The 23,275-nt window shown below is 64.7% G+C and carries 17 protein-coding genes; 10 read left to right on the top strand and 7 right to left on the bottom strand.

Annotated elements, in window-relative coordinates; translation table 11 throughout:
* The first annotated feature begins 141 nt into the window (after positions 1-141).
* From ACYOEI_RS12515 to plsY, 10 genes are all read left to right on the top strand, one after another.
* Positions 142-1,230, top strand: coding sequence for an isocitrate/isopropylmalate dehydrogenase family protein (locus tag ACYOEI_RS12515; RefSeq protein ID WP_462849830.1), 1,089 nt, complete (start codon positions 142-144; stop codon positions 1,228-1,230).
* Entirely contained in the window at positions 1,227-2,300 is a 1,074-nt protein-coding gene (lpxK, locus tag ACYOEI_RS12520; RefSeq protein WP_462849831.1) for a tetraacyldisaccharide 4'-kinase, read from the top strand. Before ACYOEI_RS12515 ends, lpxK begins: the two co-directional genes overlap by 4 nt.
* Positions 2,301-2,512: 212 nt before the next feature.
* Positions 2,513-3,487 carry a GSU2086 family protein gene (locus ACYOEI_RS12525; RefSeq protein WP_462849832.1) on the top strand — a complete coding sequence of 325 codons (975 nt, stop codon included), beginning with the start codon at positions 2,513-2,515 and terminating at the stop codon, positions 3,485-3,487.
* 1 nt (position 3,488) lies between these two features.
* Positions 3,489-4,517, top strand: coding sequence for a lipopolysaccharide heptosyltransferase II (waaF, locus tag ACYOEI_RS12530; RefSeq protein ID WP_462849833.1), 1,029 nt, complete (start codon positions 3,489-3,491; stop codon positions 4,515-4,517).
* Positions 4,518-4,606: 89 nt separating this feature from the next.
* Complete coding sequence (locus tag ACYOEI_RS12535) at positions 4,607-5,533, top strand: NAD-dependent epimerase/dehydratase family protein (RefSeq protein WP_462849834.1); 927 nt, start codon at positions 4,607-4,609, stop codon at positions 5,531-5,533.
* A gap of 76 nt (positions 5,534-5,609) precedes the next feature.
* On the top strand, positions 5,610-7,208 hold the full coding sequence (locus ACYOEI_RS12540) for a glycosyltransferase family 39 protein (RefSeq protein WP_462849835.1): 1,599 nt from the start codon (positions 5,610-5,612) through the stop codon (positions 7,206-7,208).
* Positions 7,205-8,047 carry a lipopolysaccharide kinase InaA family protein gene (locus ACYOEI_RS12545; protein WP_462849836.1) on the top strand — a complete coding sequence of 281 codons (843 nt, stop codon included), beginning with the start codon at positions 7,205-7,207 and terminating at the stop codon, positions 8,045-8,047. Before ACYOEI_RS12540 ends, ACYOEI_RS12545 begins: the two co-directional genes overlap by 4 nt.
* A gap of 148 nt (positions 8,048-8,195) precedes the next feature.
* Entirely contained in the window at positions 8,196-9,413 is a 1,218-nt protein-coding gene (locus ACYOEI_RS12550) for a glycosyltransferase family 4 protein (RefSeq protein ID WP_462849837.1), read from the top strand.
* A gap of 64 nt (positions 9,414-9,477) precedes the next feature.
* On the top strand, positions 9,478-10,233 hold the full coding sequence (locus tag ACYOEI_RS12555) for a sugar phosphate nucleotidyltransferase (protein ID WP_462849838.1): 756 nt from the start codon (positions 9,478-9,480) through the stop codon (positions 10,231-10,233).
* A complete protein-coding gene (gene plsY, locus ACYOEI_RS12560; RefSeq protein ID WP_462849839.1) occupies positions 10,230-11,993 on the top strand; it encodes a glycerol-3-phosphate 1-O-acyltransferase PlsY in 1,764 nt (587 codons plus the stop codon). The genes ACYOEI_RS12555 and plsY overlap by 4 nt, the downstream gene beginning before the upstream one ends.
* Before the next feature lie 484 nt (positions 11,994-12,477).
* Here the strand turns inward: plsY and ACYOEI_RS12565 are convergent, their stop codons facing one another.
* The 7 genes from ACYOEI_RS12565 to ACYOEI_RS12595 all read right to left on the bottom strand — a co-directional run bounded on the left by ACYOEI_RS12565 (position 12,478) and on the right by ACYOEI_RS12595 (position 23,013).
* Positions 12,478-14,874 (bottom strand): DUF6165 family protein, encoded by a 2,397-nt coding sequence (locus ACYOEI_RS12565; RefSeq protein ID WP_462849840.1) that lies wholly within the window; start codon positions 14,872-14,874, stop codon positions 12,478-12,480.
* A 231-nt stretch (positions 14,875-15,105) separates the two neighbouring features.
* Complete coding sequence (locus tag ACYOEI_RS12570) at positions 15,106-17,316, bottom strand: tetratricopeptide repeat protein (RefSeq protein WP_462849841.1); 2,211 nt, start codon at positions 17,314-17,316, stop codon at positions 15,106-15,108.
* Between the two features lie 536 nt (positions 17,317-17,852).
* Positions 17,853-18,911 carry a DUF1559 family PulG-like putative transporter gene (locus ACYOEI_RS12575; RefSeq protein WP_462849842.1) on the bottom strand — a complete coding sequence of 353 codons (1,059 nt, stop codon included), beginning with the start codon at positions 18,909-18,911 and terminating at the stop codon, positions 17,853-17,855.
* 99 nt (positions 18,912-19,010) lie between these two features.
* Positions 19,011-19,214: a hypothetical protein gene (locus ACYOEI_RS12580; protein ID WP_462849843.1), complete on the bottom strand. Its 204-nt coding sequence runs from the start codon at positions 19,212-19,214 to the stop codon at positions 19,011-19,013.
* Entirely contained in the window at positions 19,211-19,486 is a 276-nt protein-coding gene (locus ACYOEI_RS12585) for a hypothetical protein (protein WP_462849844.1), read from the bottom strand. The genes ACYOEI_RS12580 and ACYOEI_RS12585 overlap by 4 nt, the downstream gene beginning before the upstream one ends.
* Positions 19,483-20,097, bottom strand: coding sequence for a sigma-70 family RNA polymerase sigma factor (locus ACYOEI_RS12590; RefSeq protein ID WP_462849845.1), 615 nt, complete (start codon positions 20,095-20,097; stop codon positions 19,483-19,485). The genes ACYOEI_RS12585 and ACYOEI_RS12590 overlap by 4 nt, the downstream gene beginning before the upstream one ends.
* Before the next feature lie 204 nt (positions 20,098-20,301).
* The gene (locus tag ACYOEI_RS12595) at positions 20,302-23,013 is read right to left on the bottom strand and encodes a tetratricopeptide repeat protein (protein ID WP_462849846.1); all 2,712 of its coding nucleotides are present in this window, start codon (positions 23,011-23,013) and stop codon (positions 20,302-20,304) included.
* Positions 23,014-23,275 lie beyond the last annotated feature (262 nt).

Consider the following 23,275-nt stretch of genomic DNA (forward strand, 5'->3'; position numbering starts at 1 on the left):
CTAGGTGGCGTGTAGCTTGGGCTTCTTCGTCCCAACTACCAGCTTAAACCAACTGGAACGGTGTCTGCAACGTGCAAATCAATTGTACATGGGATTTGCGACACCGGTCCGGCAACCGCTTGGCGGGAGAGTGACTTCGCGATGGCCTATCCAGTGACCCTGATTCCGGGCGACGGCGTCGGCCCCGAGTTGGCTGAAGCGGCGAAGATGTGCATTGAGGCCACCGGGGTCGCGATCGATTGGGACGTGCAGGAAGCCGGCGTCGACATCATGGCCAAGGTCGGCACGCCTGTCCCCGACAGCGTGATCGAATCCTGCCGGCGCACCAAGGTTGCGCTCAAGGCCCCCATCACCACGCCCGTGGGCACCGGATTCCGCAGCGTCAACGTCTACCTGCGACAGGCGCTCGACCTCTACGCCTGCGTCCGCCCTTGCAAGCAGTATGAAGGGGTCCGGACCTTCTTCTCCAATACCAAGGTCGACATCGTCATCGTCCGCGAGAACACCGAGGATCTCTACCTCGGCTGCGAATTCGAGCAGGGCAAGCCCGAGACCGCCGAGCTGATCGCCGACATCAAGCGGCTCAACGGCAAGACCATCCGCCCCGACTCGGGCATCTCGATCAAGCCGATCTCGATCACCGGGACCGAGCGGATCGTCAAGTACGCCTTCGAATACGCCCGCAAGCACGGCCGCAAGAAGGTCACCTCGGTCCACAAGGCCAACATCCTCAAGTACTCCGACGGCCTCTTCCTCGAAGTCAGCCGCGAGGTCGCCAAGGGTTATCCCGACATCGAGTTCGAGGATCGGATCGTCGATAATATGTGCATGCAGCTCGTGCAGAAGCCCGAGCTCTACGACGTCCTCGTCCTGCCGAATCTCTACGGCGACATCATCTCCGACCTCGGCGCCGGCCTCGTCGGCGGCCTGGGCGTGGCTCCGGGCGCCAACATCGGCGAGACCGGTGCGGTCTTCGAGGCGACCCACGGGTCGGCCCCGAAGTACAAAGGCCAGTGGAAGATGAATCCGACTGCCCTGATCCTCTCGGGCGCCCTGATGCTCGAGCACCTCGGCGAGGCCGAGGCCGCCAAGCGGCTCGAGGCGGGCGTCGCGAAGGTGATCAAGGAAGGCAAGGACGTGACCTACGACATGAAGCCCCACCGTGACGACCCCTCGGCCGTCGGCACGATCGAGATGGCCAAGGCCATCATCCGAGCGATGGGCGCGTGAGCTCGCCTCGTCCCATGTTCGACGAAGCGGCATTCCTTCGACTCGTCCGGGGCCGGACCACCGGCCCCGCGGCGAGTCTTGCACGCGCGGGGCTATCACTCGCGTCCGCGGGCTACGCCCTGGGCGTGGCGTTCCGCAACGCGAAGTTCGACCGAGGCGGTCCGGCCGTCCAGCATGTCGACGTCCCGGTCGTCTCCGTCGGTAACCTCACACTCGGGGGAACCGGCAAGACCCCGATGGTCGAGTGGGTCGCACGCTGGTATCGCGAGCGAGGGGTCCGTGTCGCGATCCTGAGTCGGGGCTATGGCCGCCGAGGCGGGATGAACGACGAGGGCCAGGTCCTCTCTGAAAACCTGCCCGACGTCCCTCCCTATGAAGATGCCGACCGCGTCCGAGGCGCACGGCTGGCGATCGAGGAGTCGGAGTCGCAGCTCATCGTCCTCGACGATGGCTTCCAGCATCGGCGGCTCGCTCGGGATCTTGATATCGTGCTCCTTGATGCCCTCGAGCCGTTCGGCCTGGGGCGGCTGTTTCCTCGAGGCCTGCTCCGCGAGCCGGTTCGCTCCCTGCGCCGGGCCGGCGTCGTCGTGCTCTCGAGGGCGGATCTCGTCGGCGAGGACGACCGAGGTCGAATCCGGGCCGAGGCCGAACGCCGGGCCGGCCCTCTCCGCTGGGTGGAAGCAAGGCACGCGCCTCGCGACCTCGTCGGTCCGGACGGCGAGTCGGAGCCCATCGCGGGCCTGGCCACGCGTTCGGTGGCGGCGTTCTGTGGAATCGGGAATCCCGAGGGTTTCCGCCGGACCCTCGAACCGCTCTGCGGCCGGATCCTCGACTTTCGGACTTTCCCCGACCACCATCCCTACACGTCTGCCGACGTCGACGACCTGACGACCTGGGCGCGGTCCCTTGGCGCCGATCTGGTCTTGACCACCCAGAAGGATTCGGTGAAGCTCCGCACCGCGAATCTTGGGGCGATCCCTCTCCGTGCGCTCCGGATCGGTTTAGAGGTCCTCTCGGGGGCCTCGATCCTGGACGAAGCCTTGTCGAAGCGGCTGCCGTCGGAACCGTGAGAGATGACTCGGTCCCGCAAGATGTTGAGTCAACGTCGATTGACTGTTCGGAAGAAACGGCGAGGTTCACGATTCGAGTAGGGGGGCATCGCCCGCCGGATTTTCCCAAAGATCTTGGGGAAGCCTCATCAATCCCGGTGGGCCGTGCCCACCCTACGAAAGACCTGGCTCTCGCAAAGAGGCGGATCTGTCACTCGGGAAAGGATTCCCCCATGAGCCTACCTCACACCGATTCGATCAACCTCAACGAACTGCGATACGAGCCCCTGGCGGGCCGCCCGAGCAAGGTCCAGCTGACCGATCTGGGGCAGGCGTCCCAGGGGGACACCACGCTCGAGGACTGGATCGACTGCCTCCCGAATCAACTCGCGGTGAAGGGCCTAAAGCGGCTCCGCGACGCGATCGTGCGAGCCCACGACGGCGGCCGTCCGGTCGTCGCCGCGCTGGGAGGCCACGTGGTCAAGACGGGCTGTGCCCCGTACCTGATCGACTGGATTGATCGAGGCGTCCTCCACGGGCTCGCCCTGAATGGCTCGGCCGCGATCCACGACCTCGAGTTGGCGATCGCGGGGAAGACGAGCGAGGATGTCGGAGACCGGCTCATCGCCGGGACTTTCGGATTCGCCCAGGAGACCTCGGGTCTGTTCGCCAAGGCCTGTGAATATGCCGTCGAGCACTCGTGCGGGCTCGGCCGGGCGCTCGGCGACGTCATCGAAGAGGTCGGTGGCCCCGGTCTCGACTCGAGCCTGCTCGTCGCCGCCAAGCGTAAGGGGATCCCGCTGTCCGTCCACGTCGCGGTGGGCACGGACATCGTCCACATGACGCCGCTCCTCGACGGTGCCGCCCTGGGAAAGGCGACGCTCGACGACTTCCGCAGCCTTTGCGACCTCGTCGCGAGGATGGCCGGGGGCGTTTGGCTGAACCTCGGAAGTGCGGTCGTCATGCCCGAGGTCTTCTTGAAGGCGGTCTCGGTCGTCCGGAACCTGGGCCGTTCGCTCGAAGGGTTGACTACGGCGAATCTCGACTTCGACCAGAAGTATCGCGGCCTCTTGAACGTCCTCCAGCGCCCCGGCTCGGAGGGAGTGGCCCTGACGGGTCATCATGAGCTGATGATTCCCCTGCTCCACGCCTCCGTCGCCGCTCGGCTCCCCATGCCGACGGCCCGAGGCTCCAACGGGCGACATTGACGTGAAGATCGTCGTCTTCTGCCCCAATCTGATCGGCGACACCGTTATGGCCACGCCGGCATTCCGTGCCTTGCGGCACGGATTCGCCGACGCGACGATCCTCGGTGTCATCAAGCCCCACGTCGCCCCGACGGTCGAGGGGGCACCTTGGTTCGACGAGATCATCCCGTTTGACCCCAAAGCCAGTCACCGTAACCATCGGACCCTCCCCGTGGTCCGCAGGCTCAGGGCGGAGCGGCCCGACCTGGCCGTCCTCTTCCCCAATTCCCATCGTTCGGCGTGGATGGCCTGGATCTCGGGGGCCCGGCGTCGGATCGGATTCGAGAAGGGAGGGCGGGGATTCCTCCTCACCGACCGACTGGAGTGGGACCGGGATTCCAAGGGGCGTCGAGTCCCCGCGCCGATCGTCGAATCCTACCTCGACATCGTCCGGGCCCTGGGTTGCAAGGTCGACTCGCTGCGGACCGAGCTCTTCACGACCTCGGCCGATGAAGCTGCCGCCGATGCCGCCTTGGCGCGACTTGGTTTGCGGGCCGATGAACCGATCATCACTCTCAACACGGGCGGAGCGTTCGGCCCGGCCAAGAGCTGGCCGGTGGAATCCTTCGGTGCGTTGGCCCACCGGCTCGCGGAAGAGACCGGGAAGGCAGTCCTGGTCGTCTGCGGCCCGAGCGAACGCGACGCCGCCCGGGCGATCGTGGCTCATGCAAGTCACCCGCGAGTTGCCAGTCTTGCCGACCAACCGCTGAGCATCGGTCTGAGCAAGGCGTGCGTGAAGCGTTCGACACTGATGGTGACCACCGACTCGGGCCCTCGTCACTTCGCTGCTGCCTTCAACGTACCGGTCGTGACGCTATTCGGTCCAACCCACATCGCGTGGACCCGCACCTACCATCCCCAGGCTGTTCACGTCTTCCACCCTGTCCCCTGCGGCCCCTGTCAGAAGCCGACCTGCATCCCCGGCCATCACCGTTGTATGCGGGACCTGACCCCCGAGACCGTCTACGCGGCCGTTCGTCGGATCCTCTGAGATCGGTCGACACGTTTATCGAGCACGTAAGAAGGGCGAGGCCGAATCGGGCACGCTGCCGAGGGCGTCGCGGAGCGAGGGAGATGTCCATGCCCGTTTGGCTTGTCACGGGGGCCTCGGGGTTTGTGGGCCGGCATCTGACCGACGCGTTCGGTGCCTCAGGTGGGCCGGACGTCGAACTCGTCGTCCTGGGCAGGCGACCTCGGCCCGATTTGTCGACGCGCTCCTTCTTCGAAGCCGACCTCATGGATCCGATTCGGATCAACGAGGTCCTCCGCACGAAGCCCCCGGACGTCGTATTTCACCTCGCGGGGATGACACCCCCGGCAGCCCTGGGCGAGATGTACCGAGCAAACACGCTCTCGACCGTCCATTTACTGGATGCGCTCCATAACCTTGGACGTCCGGTTCGCGTCGTCCTGGCGGGTTCGGCGGCGGAGCTCGGCCCCGTAGCAACTGAGGACCTTCCGGTCGCCGAGGGTTACCCATGTCGGCCGGTCGGCGAATATGCTCTCAGCAAATACCTGGCGACCGTCGCGGGCTTGGCGGCACGACCTCCCCTGGAGGTCATGATCGGACGGGTCTTCAACCCGATCGGGCCGGGGATTCCCACGAGCCAGGCCTTAGGCCGGTTCGCGGCCCAACTCTTGGGGGCGACTCTTCTGCGTATGGAGGTCGGACGACTGGACGCCCGGCGGGACTTCGTCGATGTCCGCGACGTCGCTCGAGCCCTGGTCGCCTTGGCAATGAATGGGCGGCCCGGCCTCGTCTATCATGTCGGGACGGGGCATTCTCACGCGGTTGGGGAAGGCCTCGACCGTTTGATCGCCCTCGGGGGGCGGTCCGTCGAAGTCATCGTCGACCCCAAGGCCGCCGGACGGGCCGGGCCGGATGACTCGCGGGCGGACATCACCCGGATCGTCGAGCATACGGGTTGGCAACCCGCGATCGCATGGGAGCAGAGCCTGGCTGATTTGTGGAAGGACGCACGAAGGCGGTTGGCATTGACCGGGTGAAGCGACGTTCGTAAGATTCGGCCGCGACCGACGGAAGGACTCCGTCGTGCGCGGGTTCAAGGAGGAACTCGCTACGATGTCGGGCCGACGCTGTCTGTTCGCCCTTGCCCTGTTGGCGGCCGCCCTGCACGTCTTCGCGATCGCGAGAACCTTCCTCCCCGCCCAGGACGGTCTCAAGTTTCTCCGGACCGCTCGCCAGTTCCAGGCCAGCCCCTGGGTCGACGTCATCCGGGGGACTGATCAGCACCCCCTCTACCCGGCTCTCGTGGCCCTGGCCGAGCCGGTGATCGCCACCATTCTCGGGCATGGACCCGACACCTGGCGGATCGCCGCGCAGACGGTCGCCGCGATCGCCTCGGTCGGACTTCTCATTCCACTCTTCCTCCTGACCCGTGCCCTCTTCGACGGGCGGATTGGTCTGGTTGCTGCGCTTGTCTACGTCGTCCTCCCGCTCCCCGCGGCGATCGGACACGATACGCTCAGCGATAGCCTTGCTCTCCTCGCGGCGCTCTCGGCACTGGCGTTTGGGGAGAAAGCCCTGCGCTCGCACGGCTGGATCGCGCCGATCGGCTGCGGGATCGTCTCAGGCCTCGGATTCCTCGCACGTCCGGAGGTCCTCGTGGTCCCGGTCGCCGTCCTGTTGACCTCGGCGACTCGTCGCCGATGGTCGTTCGTCGCCCCGGCCGCCCTTCCCAGGTTCGCTGGGCTTGCCATCGCGTTCCTCACTCTCGTGGGTGCCTATGCGACGGTGAAGGGACAGGTTTCGGAGAAGCTGGCCTTACGCCAGGGGACCTTGATCGGGGGGCATGCTCCCGTGGTCCGCCGGGCCGCTCAGTGGCTACCCCCCGGCTTGAACGATTCGCGCTGGGATTTCTCGCCCAAGGAGGAGTCGGAGGTCTCGGGGGTTTCGACGTTAGGGACGACCTCGCTACGGCTTTTCGACCAATGGGCCGAGGGCCTTTGCGGGGTTTTCGCCTTTTTCGCGATCTGGGGTATGGCCCGCGACCGGTTCATCCGAGGCCTTTGTGGTGGCGAGAATCCTTCCAACGCGAGCGGCCCCGCCTACGGTCGGCGCCTCTTGGCGGTCTATCTGGCCATGTTCAGCCTCGTCTTGATCCGTCATACGCTCAGGCTGGGATACCTTTCCGACCGGCATACCTTGATGCTGGTCCTGGCAACGATCCCCTGGGCCGCGGCCGGTACGTTCGTCTGCGCCCGAGGACTTGCGATCAAGCTGCGACTCGAGCCTCGCGCTCGACGGCTGGCCGGGGTGTCGATGGTATCGGCGTTGATCGTGGCCGGGGTCGTGCTCCAGACGAAGACTTCTCACCCGAGTCGTTGGGGGCATCGGGCCGCGGGAGAGTGGCTGGCGACGCATACGAACCCTTCGGACGCGGTCCTCGACACGAGGGGATGGGCCTCGTTCGTGTCGAGGCGGTCGAGTTACGACTACTGGCACGTCCGGCAGGCGTTCACCGACTCGCACCTCGCGTACGTCGTGGTCGGCACGGACGAGCTCGAGGCGAAGAGCCGAAGGGCGGAGACGCTCAAGGCGGTCCTGGCGTATGCAGCGACCCCGGTCGTCGAGTTCCCCTGGCGCCTCGGCGGACATGAGGCGGGCGTCCGGATCTACCGATATCGACGCCCCGAGTCGTGGGAGGGACTCGTCCGATGAACCACGGATCGTTCTGGCAACGGCTACGGCGAGGGGCGCGGTGGACCTGGCTCTCGGATCGCCACCGCGACGCGCTGCCGGCCGACATCGCCGAGACGGTCATGTCCCTCGAGAGTCGAGACCGGCTCCACGCGAAGCAAGGACGGTCGACGGCCCGAGTCATCTTCCACTCACCGAGCGGCCCCCTGTCGGTCTATCTGAAGCGACACTATCGCCTCCCCTGGAAGGCGAGGCTCGGAGCCCTGGTCCACCCGGGAGGTCGGCATACGCCCGCATCCGCCGAGTGGGCCCACCTCGAGCGCGTTCGAGGGCTCGGGATCGACGTCCCTGAGGTCGTCGCGGCCGGCGAGAGCATCGGCCCCTGGGGCGAGCTCACGAGCTTCCTGATGGTCGCCGAGCTCTCGGGATGCTTCGCGCTCAACGAGGCGATGCCGGTCTTGCTCGAGTCACTCGACCCCGAGTCGTTCGCCGCGGCGAAGCGAATCCTGATCGCTCGGATGGTCGAGATCGCATCGACGCTCCACCGCGCGAGAGTGTTTCACAAGGATCTCTACCTCTGCCACTTCTACCTCGACATGAACCGCCCGGTCGATGGCGAGACTCGACTCGCGCTGATCGACCTCCATCGACTCGGCGAGCACCGTCGCTGGCCCGACCGCTGGCTTTGGAAGGATGTGGGTCAGCTTTTGTTCTCGACTTACGGCGTTCCGGGCATCGACGACCGCGACCGGCTGCGATTCTGGGCCGGCTACCGTCGACGAGTTGGATTGAGGCGCCCTCGTTGGCAGTTGCAGATGATCCGGCTCAAGGCGGATCGGTATCTCAAGCACAACACATGAAAACCCCTGGCGAGCTATTCCTCCCCGAGCCCGTCGCGTGTTCTCCTCGCGTCCGTGAAGGTCGGGGATCGTGTCCATCCCGCAACGGACCCCGACCCTCGGTTCGGACCGTTCCGCCCGAGGGTCCTGGCTTCGGAGGGTCGACGTGATGCGTTTGGCCGTGAATTTCCAGCGGGTCGACCCGACTCGAGGAGGGGCCGAGACCTACGTCGTCGACCTCTGCCAGCGCCTGGTCCAGGCGGGACATCGCGTCGACCTCTACGCGGAGTCCTGGCGTGAAGGCGCCTTGCCCGACGGCGTCCATTGCATCCCGGTCGCCGTGTCCGGCCGCACCAAGACCGCGCGAATCCGAAGCTTCGCAATTAAGTCGGAAGAGGCCCTCAAACGCGTCTCGTACGACTGCACGATCGGCCTGATCAACACCTGGTATCACGACGTGATCATTCCCCAGGGGGGAGTCCACCGGGCGAGCCTGGAGGCGAACTCGAAGCGGTTCCCGGCCGGGTGGAGACGGCAGCTCTACAAACTCGGGAAGGCCGCAAACCCGAAGTTCTGGGCCTATCGGGCGATCGAGAAGAAGCAGTACGACCCCGATCGGCCCACGCGTGTCGTGGCGGTCAGCCACATGGTCAAGGGGCACCTCCAGCAGTACCACCACGTCCCGAGGACACGGATCCACGTCATCCCCAACGCGATCGACGCGGGCCGACTCGAGGTCGAAAACCCTGACGAGGTGCGACGGACCTACCGCGAGTCGATCGGCCTCAAGCCGTCGGACGTCACCGCACTCTTCGTCGGCCACAACTTCGCACTCAAGGGGTTGAAGCCCCTGCTGCGAGCCCTGGCCGAGCGGTCGAAGACCAGTCCTGGGGCCAGGCCCATTCACCTTCTGGTCTGCGGAGGAGGTCGAATCCGGCCGTTCCGACGCTACGCCGAGAGCCTTGGACTCGGGGAAACGATCCACTGGATCGGCTTCGCGCCCGATATTCGGGCCTGCTTCTGGTCGAGCGACGTCTTCGTCTTGCCGAGCTACTACGACCCCTGCTCCCTCGTCGTCTTCGAGGCGCTTGCGTGCGGGCTTCCCGTGATCACGACCGCGTGCAACGGTGCGGGCGAGGTCATGACCGAAGGGAAAGAGGGCTTCGTCCTCAGCTCCCCGGAGGCGGTCGACGAAATGATGCGGGCCTTCGATCGGCTCTCGGACGACGAGGCACGTCGAGCAATGTCCGAGAACGCAAGGCGACTTGGCCTCGAGCAGTCCTTCGACAACCACGTCGCCCGACTGGTCAAAGTATTCGAGGAAGTCGCCGGATCCAGGTCGCGACCGCACCTGTTCCGGCCGTCGCACAAGACGTCACCGGCTTGATCCTCGGCTCAATCGTGTTTCGGAACCAAGGGCCCAATCGCCCTCGATATCGGAGTCATACGCCATGCAGGCCGTAATTCTGGCGGGTGGCAAGGGGACCCGGCTGAGGCCCTTCACTCACGTTTTTCCCAAGCCGTTGATGCCCCTCGGCGATGCCGACCCGATGCCGATCATCGAGGTCGTGCTCCGGCAGCTCGCCCGGTTCGGATTTCGCGACGTCACGGTGATCACGGGTTACCTGACCGAACTCATCGAGGCCTTCTGCGGCACCGGCAAGAAGTTCGGGACTCGGCTCTCCTATCGTCGCGAGGTCACCCCGTTGGGGACCGCGGGGGGCCTCACCCTGGTCGATCGCCCGACCGAGCCAGTGCTCGTCATCAACGGCGATATCCTGACGACGCTCGACTACGGCGCGATGTACGACTTCCACCGTCAGCGAGGGGCCGCTGCGACCATCGCCTCCTACCCTCGCGAAGTTCGGATCGACTTCGGCGTCCTCGAGTTCGCCAACGACCCGCACATCCTCGCCGGGTATCGGGAGAAGCCCGAATTCTCTTTCCAGGTAAGCATGGGCGTCTACATCCTCGACCCGGTCGCCTGGGACTTCCTCTTCCCGGGCCAGCCCTTGCTGATGCCCGACCTTCTGGAGACCATGCGGAAGGCCGGCCATCCCGTGAATTGCTTCCGCCAGAGTTGCTACTGGCTCGACATCGGCCGGCATGACGACTACGCCACCGCCAACGAAATCTTCGAGTCCCGCCGGACGGCCTTCCTCGGCGAGACCTCGACCTCGAAGCTGAAGATGGGACGCGATCAGTGATCTCCGTCATTCTCTGCATCCTGGCGGTCGTCGTCGGCTACTCGATCGGTTCGATCCCGTTCGGGTACCTGACGGCGCTTGCGGTTCGAGGCGTCGATATCCGAACGGTCGGATCGGGGAACATCGGTGCGACGAACGTCGGCCGGGTCCTCGGGTTTCGCTATTTCGTCCTCGTCTTCACGCTCGACTTGCTCAAGGGATTCCTCCCCACGCTCGGGTTCCCGAGGGGCTTGGCATCGGCCGGCTTCACGCCGATCCCTGAGCTCGGGGTATTGGTCGCGCTCGCCACGATCCTGGGGCACAACTTCCCCATCTACTTAAAGCTCAAGGGGGGCAAGGGAGTCGCGACCAGTCTCGGGGCCCTGCTCGCTCTCGACTCCGGGGCGAGCCTGGCTGCGGCGTTGGGGTTCGCGGTCTTCCTGGCCGTGACGCGATTCGTCTCCCTCTCGTCGATGCTGGGGGGACTTGTCTTCCTCGGCGTCTATTTCCTCCACGTCGACGACCCCTGGAATCGGGACCACCGCGCCATGAGTGCTCTCACCATCGGGCTGACGTGCCTCCTCATCGTTCGGCACCGGAAGAACATCCTCCGGATCCACGAGGGGACCGAACCTCGCGTCAACTTTGGGCGCAAGAAATCGCCGAGCGGCTGCGTTGCCTGGCCCTTGATCGTGATCCTCGTGGTCGTGTCCCTCGCGGGTCTCTACGGCCTCAAGGTCCAGGCGTCTCGACGTTCACAGCTATCCGTCGGCCCGGTCGAACTGACCGAGGTTGAGCGCGTCGGGACGGGCCATCAGCGGGCCGAGCGCGTGACCTTCGCCGACCATGGGAAACGCCTGGCCGTCACCTGCCCTCGCTACAATCGCGTCATGCTCTACCGCGTGGACGACCAAACCAGGCTGGAAGAGCTCCGCGACATCGAGCTCGCGGGCAAGCCGGTGGCGATCTGGGCCGCGAATGAGAGGTTCTACGTCCTCCAACGACCGGCGGGTGACGACCGCCACGTCGAACCAGGGTGGTGGGAGACCTTCGACTTCGACGGGAAGCCCAACGGCTCACGTCAACGCGCCGGCATGTACCCCGACGATTTCGTGGTGACGCCCGACGGTCGACACGCCTTGCTCCTCACGTCAGGCCGAGGTGAAGGTGACTCGAACCGTCCTGCTCCGGCCCTGGACATCGTCGATTTGACGCAGGAGCCCCCTCACGTCGTGGGCCATCTGGCTTTCGCCCGAAAGGGGGACGACCCGTTCCGCCTCCGACTCTCCGCGACGGGCCGATACGCGGTCGTCTCCTTGTTCGGCACGAATGAAGTGGCCTCGGTGGACCTTGGCGACCCAACACGCCCGAGATTGATCGGTCGTGCCGCGATCTCGGAGGGTGCAGTCCCTCGCCTTTCGTTCCAGGGTGCCGACTCGATCCTCATGGCGGTCGAGCCGGAGCGCGATGCGGTTGCGATCCCCTGCCCTTCGACTCCTGAGTCTTCAAGGGGCCTGCTCGCCGCCACTCTACCCCGCGAGTCGGCTTTGGCCCTGTATGACCCGGTCACGTATCGTTCATGGGGACAGATGGTTTTACGAAGTGGTTCCCTGAACCTGAGCTACCCCAGGCCAATCGCCCTGACCTTCTCGCCCGAGCGAAGCCTGCTCGCCGTGGCGAATCGTTCGGGCGGGATCCACCTGATCACGGTCGCTCCCCGCGAAGCTTCAGGGCCGAAGCCCACCGGTCGAATGACGGGAGAAACCGTCTCCGTTCGGTGAAGGATTCTCTCGCCAGGTCGACTTGCTGAATTCAGTTCTCGGACTGGACCGGGCCTACCTCGGATTGACGCAGGCCTTGCACTTCACTGAACAATTCGACCCATAGCCAGTCTGCCCTCTGGCAGACCTTTCCGTACCGAAATGCCACCCACCGAGTTGGCTCCTCAACTCGATGAGTGAATCGCCCGGAAGTCCCCGAGTTCTTGCATGATCGGGGCGCGAGAATCATGACATGCGGGTGGCTGGGTCGGGGCGCAGCGACGCCCCTCGCTCCAGGGACATCGCTGCGCCCCGACTTGGCCCTCCATTTCCCACCATCCCGATTTCAGCTCAAGGGGTCGTGCCGACCGTCGAGCGTCCAGCGATTCTCTCGACTCCATGATGACCATGATTCGCTTGGACCCCGAAATCGATTGGAGCCCGTCGTCCGCGGGACGACGGGCTCCTATTGAGATTACCCGATTCGGGCCGAGCTTCCTGAAGCCTACGGCGTGTAGCACTTCTCCTCAAACCAACGCGAGCCGAGCCTCTGGTTGATGTGTCGCTTCAGTTCCGCCCGACGATCGTTGAGTTGATAGACGGATCGGGCGAGCTCGACGAACCTGGGGCCAAACTCACCAGCACGCTCGCAGGCGCGGAGGCTCTCTTCGACGTCCCAGAGGCGTGCGTTGACTTGCGCGATCTCCAAGAAGACATCGCCGACGATCTCGTGGTTGGGGATGGCGCGTTCGTAGGCAAGCTTGAGAGCGTCGAGTTCGATGCGGACGTTGCGGAGTTTTTCGGGGTCCTCGAATCGAGCGGCCTTGAGCTCTAGGATCGTAATCTTGTCGGCGAGCTCGCCCGGTGAGACGGGGACCGTGATCGGCTCGGCGGTCGCCGGTGGCTCAAAAAGGGCGTCGAGCTCTTGAGCCATGCGGCGGAACACGGGCTCCCAGTCGTCGAGGGTTTCTTGTCGGAAGAGTCGGACGTTCGGATACCAGGGGGAGTCGTCCCGACCTTCCATCCAGCGCCAGTCGGGAAGCTTCGAAGTCGGGATCCAGACGGGAACTCCGAGCCCTCCGGCCAGGTGACCCAACGCGGTATCGCACGTAATCAAGACGTCCAGGTTCATCAAAACCGCGGCCGTATCCATAAATCCACCGTTCTCGATGTCGAGCCTCGGGCCGAGATCGATCAGCGGATAACTGGCGGCAAACTCTTCGACCTGTTCCGCGCCTTGATTCTTCTGGAGGCTGAAGAGCTGGACCCCGTCGACCTCGGCTAGGATCGAGAAATGGTGGAGGGGGAACGAACGATAGCGATCCTGCTTGAAGTGGGGGCTCCCTTGCCAGTGGATCCCGACGCGGACGGCGTCCACAAGGTCCAGTTCCTCTTTCCATTTGGCCACGAGCGCGGCGTCGGGGAAGAGATACGGGATCCTGGCGGGGACATTGTCGACGCGAGTCTGGAACACCCTGGGCAGGCTGGCCAGGCCGCACTGCAGTTGGAACGGCGGCAGCGGCAACCCTTTCGGGACGAGCATGTCGATCCCTCGACAGCGCGAAAGGAGTTTGATCAGGGAGGGCTGGCACTCGACGACGACCCGGCCTCCACGCGCCTTGATGAGCTCCGCGTATCGGATGAATTGGAGGGTGTCGCCGAGGCCCTGTTCCGAGTAGAGGAGGATGGTCTTTCCTTCGAGGGGCTCCCCTTCCCAGGCCGGTTGCTTGAAGACGGGTGCCGAGAGGTCATCCACTCGCCAACGCCACTCGTAGCCGGACCAGCCCCTCTCGAAGTCGCCGATGGTGAGTTGGTTCAGCGCGCCGTTCAGATGGGCATCCGCGTACTCGGGGTCGAGGCGGACCGCCTCGAGATAATACTTGTCGGCCTCAACCCGACGATCGCTCCTCGCGAGCATCAGCCCCGCGTTGTTGTGGGCGGTGACCAGCTTTGGTTCGAGCTCGATCGCCTTCAGGAAATAGGGAAGGGCTTGGTCGTGGCGATCGGTCTCGGCGAGCAGGTGGCCGATGTTGTTGTAGGCGTCGGCGTAGTTCGGCTTGAAGCGCGTCGCTTCGCGGTAACACTCGATGGCGTCGTCTTGCCGTCCCATCCGCGAGATCGTATTCCCGAGGTTATAGTAAGCCTCGGCGTAATCGGGTTTGATCGCGATCGCGAGGCGATAGTACTTCTCCGCCTCCGGATTCAGGCCCATCTTGTCGAGGGTATAGCCCAGGTTGTAATGGGCTTCGTAAAACTTCGAATCCAGCTCCACCGCACGTCGGAAGCACGAGGCCGCGTTGTCGGTCCGTCCCTTCCGGACCCAGGCATTGCCGAGGTTGTTGTGCGACAAGGAGTGATTTGGCCAGTATTTGAGCAGGATTAAAAATTGATCAATCGCCTGGTCGAGGAGGTTCTGGGTGAGGAGGGCGTTCGCGAGGTTACTCCTCGCTTCCGCGAAATCCGGACGATACCAGAGTGCCTGCTCGAACGCGGCCATCGCGTCCTTCGGGCGACCCATCACCCCCAAGGCAATCCCGAGGTGGTTGTGGGCTTCGGGGAAGTTGGGCTGGAGCCTCAACGTCTCCTCGAAACAGGCAATCGCGTCCGCGAGTCGGCGTGACTTGCCGTAGGCCAGCCCGAGATTGTGATGGGCCGATGCGAAACGCGAATTGATGGAGATGGCCTTCTGAAAACACTGAATGGCTTCGCTGAGCTGATTCCCTTGCGCGAGGGCGATACCTCGATCGTTCAGGGCTTCGGCTTCGCCCCCCTCGAGGTTTTTCGAGGCCACCATGATCGGCACGCTCGAGGCGTTGTCGGCGAGGTCGCGGAGACTTGCGGTCCGCTCATAGGTCGACACAGCTCTGCGACGTTCCATCATCCCCTTGGTGGAAGGGCTCATCGAGATCCGCCTCCTTGCGGAACAAGACCCGTGCTAGGGATCGAGGTAATTGTCGTCCCATGACCCCGGCGATCCGACGCCTTGAGAGAGTCCTTGCTGAACGCGATCGAAGTGTACAATCCAATCGCCTTGATCGATGCGTTGTTCGGGTTCGTCGGCGGAGCGCCGGAGGGGGAATCCCGAGGGTCGTTAACGCGTTCGCCTGACGTACGCCGGCGCGTTGAACAGGCCTCAAGTCCCGTAGGACTTCTCCTCAAGCCAACGCGATCCGAGGCGTTGGTTGATGAGTCGTTTGAGCTCGGCCCGGCGGTCATTCTGCCGATAGACCGAGCGGGCCAACTCCACGAACCGGGGGCCGAAGTCTCCCGCGCGGTCGCAAGCGCGGATGTTCTCTTCGACGTCCCAGAGCTGGGCGTTGACCTCCGCGAGCTCCTGCCGGATCTCGCCGATGTCCTCGGCCTCCTCGGGGATCGCCCGGGTGTACGCGAGTCTGAGAGCGTCGAGTTCGGCGCGGACATTCCGCAACTTGGCGGGATCGTCGAACTTCGCGAACTTGAGGCCGAGTATTGTGATCTTGTCGGCGAGCTCGCCAGGCGACATCGGGATCGAGACAGGCGCGGTGCTCTCGGGCTTGCCGAGTTGGGCCTCGACCTCTCGGGCCATGCGCCGGAAGACCGGATCCCAGTCGTCGAGCGTTTCCTGGCGAAAGAGCCGGACGCTCGGATACCAGGGGGAGTCTTCGCGCTCGAACATCCATCGCCAGTCGGAATGAGTCGAGGTCGGAATCCAGACGGGGACGCCGAGCGCTCCCGCGAGGTGGGCCAGCGCGGTGTCGGGGGAGATGACCAGGTCGAGGCTCTGGAGGATCGCCGCCGTGTCCATGAAGGCGCCGTGTTCGTTGTCGATCCTCGGTCCGAGGTCGATCAATCGGTGACTCCGCTCGAAGTCGGCGATCTGCTCAATCCCCAGGTTCTTCTGGAGACTGAACAGTTGGACGCCCTCGATCCTCGAGAGGTGCGAGAAGTGCCGAAGCGGATAGGAGCGACGTCGATCCCGTTTATAGTGCGGGCTCCCCTGCCAGAGGATGCCGATCCGAAACCCATCGACCGACTCGAGCTCTCGCCTCCAGGGTTCGATGAGCTCGGGGTCGGTGTGCAGGTAAGGAATCCGTGCGGGGAGCCCTTGCAGTGAAATCCCGAGGGCATTGGGAAGGCTCAGGAGGGCACACTGGGTGTGGTACTCGGGGAGCGGATCCCCTTTGGCGACGAGCGTGTCGATCCCCCGGCATCGCGAGATCAAGGGGATCAGCGCGGGCTGGCACTCGAAGACGACGGTCGCGCCTCGGTTCTTCACCAACTCGGCGAATCGGATGAACTGGAGCGTATCTCCGAGGCCTTGCTCGGCGTGGAGCAGGATCGTCTGGCCAGCGATCGGGCCGCCGTCCCACCGGGGGGCGTCGTATTCGGGGGGCTTCGACTTGTTGCAATGCCAACGCCACTCGTACTCTGGCCACCCTTCCTCGAATCTCCCGAAGGCGAGTAGGGTCAAGCCGCGGTTCAAGCGAGAATCGGCGTAACCGGGGAGAACTCGAATCGCCTCGTCATAGTAGCCCAACGCCTCCTCGTAACGGCCCCAGGAGGCGAGGAGAAGTCCGTAATTGTTGAGCGCCTCGTGATTATCCGGCTTGATCTCGAGGGAGCGTCGGTAGCAGGCCTCAGCCTCGACGTCTCGGTCGATCTTCGCGAGCGAGAGCCCGAGGTAGTTGTGGGCGTCGGCATAGTCGGGCTTGATTCGGGTCGCCGAGCGATAGCATAAGGCGGCGTCTTCATGCTGCTCGTTCTGCGATAGGACGTTCCCGAGGTTGACGTACGCTTCAGCGTAATCCGGCTTGAGCGTGATCGCCTTGCGATAACACTCGACGGCCTCTTCGAGCCTGTCCAGGTTCCGATACGCGATCCCGAGATTGTGGTGGGCCTCGGCAAAGCCGGGCTGGAGCTTCAGCGCGGCTTCGAAGTGAGTGACGGCCTCGTCGAGCCGCTTGACCTTCACCAGCGGGACGCCGAGGTTGTTGTGGACCTCGTGCGAATTGGGATCGATCCGGAGGGCCCGTTGGAACGCATCGATCGATTCTTCGAGCTGGCCGAGGACGCCGAGCGCAATCCCCAGGTTGTTCAAGGCTTCGCGGAAGTTGGGTCGCGCGTGGATCGCCCGGAAGTAGAAGGTGATGGCCTGAACGTGGTCGCCTTGCTGGGCGAGAGTGGCCCCGATCGTGTTCAACGCGTCGGCGTCGGGAGTCTCCGACACCGGGGGATCCTGCGGTTTCGCAGGAATACCGGTGCCGACCCGGATCGACGAGGTCGTCTGGCTCGAAAACTCCTGACGACTCGGCGAGACCGGAGGACGACGCTTGGATGCGCCCATGGCCGATGGGTCGACACGCATGAATCCCTCCCGAGGGCTCAAACTCCTGGGCCTCCGCGCACGCGCCGACCTCGATACGAGGTGGTCGTGGCGTAACCTCAGAACTCGCAGATATGTCCGAATTCGGGATATCGGCTCGTCTTCAATCGCGGTGTGGACTGCCCAGGATGTGATAACGAAGCGCGACCAACCCGACGTCGATGATCCGATCCGAGACAGGTATCAAGGACCCTCCGACACGGGGAGCCTTGCGTGCCGGGCCTCGAATCCACCGACAGAAGTCTGGCCCCTTGCACGATGCATGGGCTAATAACCTAGATCCGAAGAATGATCAACCCGACTTTGTTTCGGAGGCAGGCCCAAAGGGCTATAGGAGACGTGTTGTGGGAAGTCGGGAAGAGTGGATAAGTTCGTCGAATTGAAGACACGAGAGATGGGAAGTGGTGTCTGGTTGCGGGCAAGGGCGTGTCGTGCGAAGCGGGTGCGAATGGGGGGGTGACGGATCGGCCACGCGGGACGAAGGTGATTCGTCCCGCATGGCTCGTTTTGGGGTTCGCTCAATACTGATCGGCGCTCGTGATCTCGCCGCCGTTGCGGGTGGAGAGCTTCTGGTAGACCCCCATCTTGGCTCCTGGGGAGAGGAGCAGTCCATAATCGCCCGACGCCGGCGGCTGGGGCGAAGGGGCGGCGCTGGCACCGGCCGGCATCCCGCCGATCTGGGGCGGGGTGATCGTCCAGGAGTCGATCGTATCCTTGAGGAAGTGGACCGACCCGTCGCAGAAGGCCGCGTTGACGCCCCCCGGGTGGAAGCTCATCGCGTCGTAAACGGCCCACTGGGTCAGGGCATTGTTCCCCGGGTCGTTCGCGGGGTCGGAGTAGTGTCGGCCCCAGTTTGGCGGGAACCGGGTCTCGAGCCCCGAGTCGCTCGGCTGGCCGACGCTCCACTCGTGGATGAAGTTCTGGGTCGTCGAGCTGAACAACCCGTGCCCGTTCTCGGAGTACATGATCGTGTTGCTCATCCCGTCGGTGACGGAGGCGATCGAGACGTTACCGCCGGGGATCATTACACCCTTGGCGTAGTTGGGCAGTTGCGAGTCGATATTCCCACCACCCGGACCGTAGACCGTCGAGAAGGCGGACCAAGGTCCGACGCACCCGGTGTAATGGTTGTGGAATTCGCGGAATGTCGGCGGCCCGAATTGGAGGTTGTTCGACTGGAAGGCGGAGGGGTCGCTCGGGCAGAACATCGTGCTGAAGCTCGTCCCGGGGACCGTCCAGTTCGCCGGGTAGAAGTAGGCGAGCGAGAAGTTGACCGTGTTGAAGATCGCCGCCTGCTCAATGTATGGGCAAATCCGCACGAGCGAGGAGAATCCGATATTGCCCCCGTTGAAGAGCATGGAGGGCGGGAAGGTCCCGTTGGCCGACTCGTAGTTCGCCGTCGCGAGGGCGATCTGCTTGAGGTTGTTCGTGCACTGGGCGCGTCGGGCGGCTTCGCGGGCCGACTGCACGGCGGGCAGCAGCAGGGCGATGAGGACGGCGATGATTGCGATCACCACCAAGAGCTCGATCAGCGTAAATCCTCGCGACGGTCGGGGACGGGTTTCGACAAGGACCATTTCCTGCTCCTCAGTTCGTTGGGATGAAGACGATGATTCAACTCGAGACGTGACGGCAAACTCGGGTGGGGACGCGGGCCTCGGGCGGCGTTGCGCGTCTCAGCGAGCGGGAGGGTTCGAGAGTCGGACTCGCTTGACTCGATTCGGGGCCTTCTTGCTGGCGTCGAAGGACTTCAGCGAGGCTTTGGGGATGTCGATCGATCCTGCAACACGTCCCGAATCCTCCCCGCAACCGCACGCCAGGACGAGCGAGCCGAGGAGCACCATTCGTGGACGCCAGGCGGGCTTCACGATCAGGCTCATGAGGATGAGTTCTTTCTTGCAGACGAGTAAGGAAGCGTCGGTCGAGTGCACTCCGAAGGGGCGGGGATTTCCAAGCGTCCCAGCTCGATCAGGTCGTGGAGGGTCGGGAGCAGCTCCCGGATCGGGTCCGCCAGCTCGGGGTCGAGCGTGGCGAAGGCGTCGGCCTCGACGGACTCCCCGGATTGGAGCCGGCGAGTGATCTCCTCGGCCAGCTCGGCCAGCGCGGGGTCCGACTCGGAACCCGGCGGGATCGGCTCGCCACCGTCGTTCATGGATCGATCTCCAAATGGCTTTTCATGTGGATCAAGGCTCGGAGCAGCCTCGCCTTGACCGCCCCCTCGGTGACCCCGAGCGCCTCGGCCATCTCGGCCGTGCTGATCTGCTCGAGGTAGCGCATCACCAGGACCTCGCGATCCCGCTGGGAGAGGGCATCGAGGGCCTTGCGGATCTGATCCCGGCGTTCCTGGCGCGAGAGCCGATTGCTCGGGCTGGTGTCGCTCGCCATGATGTGCCTGACCAACGCCCCGGAGGAGTCGTCGACGAGCTCCGGCGGCCGATTCTCCCGGGTGATGCTCCGTCGCTGCGAGAAGATATGGCGGCGATGCGTGTCGATCACGCGTTCGCCCGCGAGTTGCCTGAGCCAGCCGAAGAACGGGATCGCGCGGTCCCGGAGGTAGTCGTCCATCCGCCGGGCCGCGTCGACCAGGGTCTCCTGCACCACGTCCGAAGGATCGATGCGCGAGGCCAATCGCCGGTCAAGCCGCGCGGCGACCATCCGCCGGAGGTTGTCTCGATAGCGCTCGAGGAGTGCCTGTCGGGCCTCGATATCGCCTCGTGCCGCGTCGTCGATCAGATCTGGAAGATCTCTCGTCTTCTCGGTCATGGGCGAGTCTCTCCTCCCTAATCCTCTCCCCGCAAGTCGGGCGAGATCGATACGGAAATAATCCGAGGCGACCCCGATTTTTTTGAGGTCGCGCGAGCGCCCCTCGGATGAGGCACGACGATGCATGCTTCGATGTTTGAAGCGTTTGACGCGATCGAACGTCGCCTCGGATCGGGATGGTGAGGCCCCTCGACGGACGCATGCTCAGTGCTTGGCGACGTCCGGGGTGATCGCGGGACCTCGCCGAGACCGGTCGTCGACGAGTTTGTCGAGGAATCCCTGCGAGCGAACCGTTTCGGGATGCTTGACGCCGAGGATTCGGCTCTGGGCCTCGAGGCAAAGGCGGAGCAACGCTTCCGCCTCGTCTAGTTTCCCCTGGGAGTTTAAGACCGAGGCGAGTCCGCTGATGGCGTACAAGGTGGCGGGATGTTCGGGGCCGCTGCCGGCTCTCCTCGCCTCGACGCTCTCCCGCATCAGGGCCTCCGCCTCCGGGAATCGTCCCTGTTTGTTGAGGACGTGCCCGAGGTTGTAGAGCACGGTGGCCGTCTGGGGATGTTTCGAGCCGAAGACGTCACGATCGGCGGCGAGGCACTCGCGAAAGAGTTGCTCGGCCTCGCCGTATTTCCCCTGCTTCTGGAGGACGGCGCCGAGGTTGTTCATCGTCGAGAGGGTGTTCGGATGCCGAGGACCCTTGAAACGCCGCTGTTCGGAGAGGAGCTCGCGATAGAGCGTTTCACCCTCGACGGGACGTTGCTCCCGGAGGAGGACGTCTCCCAGATTGAATAGGGCGGAGAAGATGATGTCCTGATCGGGCTTTGAGGCGGCTCGGGCATCGGCCAGGTAGCGCCGATAGAGTGACTCGGCGTCGGCGTTCCGTCCCTTCATCCGATAGACGTCGGCGAGGTATTCGGCGGCCCTCAAGGTCGTCGTATGCGACGCGCCGAGCTCTCGGCGAGCGTCCTCGACGGCCTCGAGCAAAGGGGGTTCGGCTTCATCCCAGCGGCCGAGATGCGAGAGCATGTGGCCAAGCTCGGACTTGGCCTCGAGTCGACCGGCCCCCTGGGCTTGCCCCTTGGCCGTCGGCCCGAATCGTTCGAGGGCGAGACGCTCGTGGGCCTCGCTCTTGGCGTACTCGCCGAGGCCGTGGTAGATCCTCCCGATCGCCAGCCGGAGCGTCGCCTCGATCTCGGGCTGGTCCGCGAACGAAGTCCCCACGCCGTCCGCGGCGCGGTCGAGGACTTCGAGCAAGGTCACCCGGTTCGCGGCCGGGTTGTTCTCCGGTTCCGCCTGCGCGAGGAGACGGTCGATGAGGAATCGATTGATCGCGTCCGCTCGGGCGGCCTGCGATCGAGCCTCCTTCTCGGCGACGACCAGCAAGCCCTTTTGCCGTTCGGCCTCTCGCCGGGAACGCACCGCCTCGCGCCAGTTCCACGTGATCCCGCCGAGTCCGATCACGAGCGCGAGGAACAATGCCGAGGCGAGTCCCGCCTGGATCGGTTTCCTCCGACACCATCGCCAGGCCCGAGAGATCGGGCCGACGGGTCGTGCGAGGATCGGCACACCGTCCAGGAAACGGCCGAGGTCTTCGGCCAGGAGCCACGCCGTCTCGTAACGATTCGAGGGATCCTTGGCCATGAGCTTCGCCACGATCGTGGCGAGGTCGACGGGGACCGCCGGGTTCAGGCGGCGGACCGGCGTCGGCTCCTCCTCGGCGATCCTCCGGAGGACTTCCTGGTGATCGACCCCGGAAACGGCCGGCTGGAGGGTCAGGAGCTCGTGGAGCGTGGCCCCGAGGGAGTAGAGGTCGGTGCGTCGGTCGACGAGGGCCCGACGACCGAGGGCCTGCTCCGGGCTCATGTAGCGGAGCGTCCCCGGCAGGTCGCCCGTCCTCGTCAACTCCGCGCTTCCCTGGACGTCGGCCATGCCGAAATCCGCAACCCACAAGTCCCCTTGGCGATCGATCAGGAGGTTGGCCGGCTTGATGTCGCGGTGGATGACCCCCTGGTCATGTGCATACCCGAGCGCCTCGGCCGCCTGGATGCCCAGTCGGGCGATCGTGCGCAGGTAGGATCGACTCCGGATCGACAGCGAGGTGGGCGGGCTCGGTCGGCTCGCGGCCGGGGCGGGCCCCGAGAGATGGTGGGCGCTGTCGGACTCTCGCTGGGGTGGGGCGAACCGTCCCGAGAGCAGGCCGACCGCGAGACTCTCCCCTTCCGACCGCGGTGACGAGTCCTCGGCGAGCCCTACCAACCCTCGGAGCTCGCCGATCATGGACGCGAGGCTTCCTCCCTCGACGAGTTGCATCGCGTAGAACGGCAGTTCGTCGACGACGCCCACCGCGTGGACCGGCACGATCCGAGGATGCTGCAACCACCCCGCCACCTGTGCCTCGAGCTGGAACCGCTGCAAGGCCCTCGAGTCCATGGCGGCGGCGAGGGGCAGGATCTTGAGCGCCACCCGGCGCTTCAACTCCACCTGCTCGGCCTCGTAGACGATCCCCATCCCCCCTCGGCCGACCTCGCGGATGACACGGAAGTTTCCGAAGTACCACTCGCCGAGACTCTCGCCCCGACGATTCGGAATCGGGAGGGGATCCGCCTCCAACTGGCCGAAGTCGGCCAGGCCTTGCATGGTCGGGAGCAGACCCTTGAGCGTCTCTGCCCACTCGGGATGTTCGGCCAGGAGCGCGTCCAGGTCGACATCCTCTCCCGAGAGCAGCCTCCTGGTGTATTCCTCGACGATGTCGAAAAGGGCGGGGTCGAGGGACTCCGACCCTGGAAACGACAGATTCGAAGTCGACGCGTCGCCGTCACTGAGTACGGGGCGCGGATTTGGGCCCAAGAAGCCCCGACCCTGGACTCGTGTTGCCCCGGTCGTGGCCGCCGAGGGGTCGCTGGCAATGTCTTCATGCGTCATGGGAACGACTCATGAATCGTGTCATGCGATGTCGCATCGATCCACTCAGCGCGGTGGGAGCTTTCGAGGACGAGTTAGTCACTGTACCGACGATCCGAACTTCGATCCTGCCGGAGAGTCTCGAGACCCCTCGTGGGTACCGAAGCGGGGAGGCGACACGCCCCGGCCCTTCAGTCTCCCTGTCATCAGCAACGCGTAAGAATTGGGGGCGGAGAGTCTGGCCGCGATCTCGGCTCACGCGATCCCGAATGGCGACCGTTGG

The sequence above is a fragment of the Singulisphaera rosea genome (assembly GCF_054877945.1).

Coding starts and splice junctions, on each gene's coding strand:
- ACYOEI_RS12555 (WP_462849838.1), top strand. CDS start 9,478: ATGCAGGCCGTAATTCTGGCGGGTGGCAAGGGGACCCGGCTGAGGCCC.
- ACYOEI_RS12595 (WP_462849846.1), bottom strand. CDS start 23,013: ATGACGCATGAAGACATTGCCAGCGACCCCTCGGCGGCCACGACCGGG.
- ACYOEI_RS12565 (WP_462849840.1), bottom strand. CDS start 14,874: ATGAGCCCTTCCACCAAGGGGATGATGGAACGTCGCAGAGCTGTGTCG.
- ACYOEI_RS12575 (WP_462849842.1), bottom strand. CDS start 18,911: ATGGTCCTTGTCGAAACCCGTCCCCGACCGTCGCGAGGATTTACGCTG.
- ACYOEI_RS12525 (WP_462849832.1), top strand. CDS start 2,513: ATGAGCCTACCTCACACCGATTCGATCAACCTCAACGAACTGCGATAC.
- ACYOEI_RS12570 (WP_462849841.1), bottom strand. CDS start 17,316: ATGCGTGTCGACCCATCGGCCATGGGCGCATCCAAGCGTCGTCCTCCG.
- ACYOEI_RS12585 (WP_462849844.1), bottom strand. CDS start 19,486: ATGAACGACGGTGGCGAGCCGATCCCGCCGGGTTCCGAGTCGGACCCC.
- ACYOEI_RS12590 (WP_462849845.1), bottom strand. CDS start 20,097: ATGACCGAGAAGACGAGAGATCTTCCAGATCTGATCGACGACGCGGCA.
- ACYOEI_RS12545 (WP_462849836.1), top strand. CDS start 7,205: ATGAACCACGGATCGTTCTGGCAACGGCTACGGCGAGGGGCGCGGTGG.
- ACYOEI_RS12535 (WP_462849834.1), top strand. CDS start 4,607: ATGCCCGTTTGGCTTGTCACGGGGGCCTCGGGGTTTGTGGGCCGGCAT.
- ACYOEI_RS12540 (WP_462849835.1), top strand. CDS start 5,610: ATGTCGGGCCGACGCTGTCTGTTCGCCCTTGCCCTGTTGGCGGCCGCC.
- ACYOEI_RS12515 (WP_462849830.1), top strand. CDS start 142: ATGGCCTATCCAGTGACCCTGATTCCGGGCGACGGCGTCGGCCCCGAG.
- ACYOEI_RS12580 (WP_462849843.1), bottom strand. CDS start 19,214: ATGAGCCTGATCGTGAAGCCCGCCTGGCGTCCACGAATGGTGCTCCTC.
- ACYOEI_RS12550 (WP_462849837.1), top strand. CDS start 8,196: ATGCGTTTGGCCGTGAATTTCCAGCGGGTCGACCCGACTCGAGGAGGG.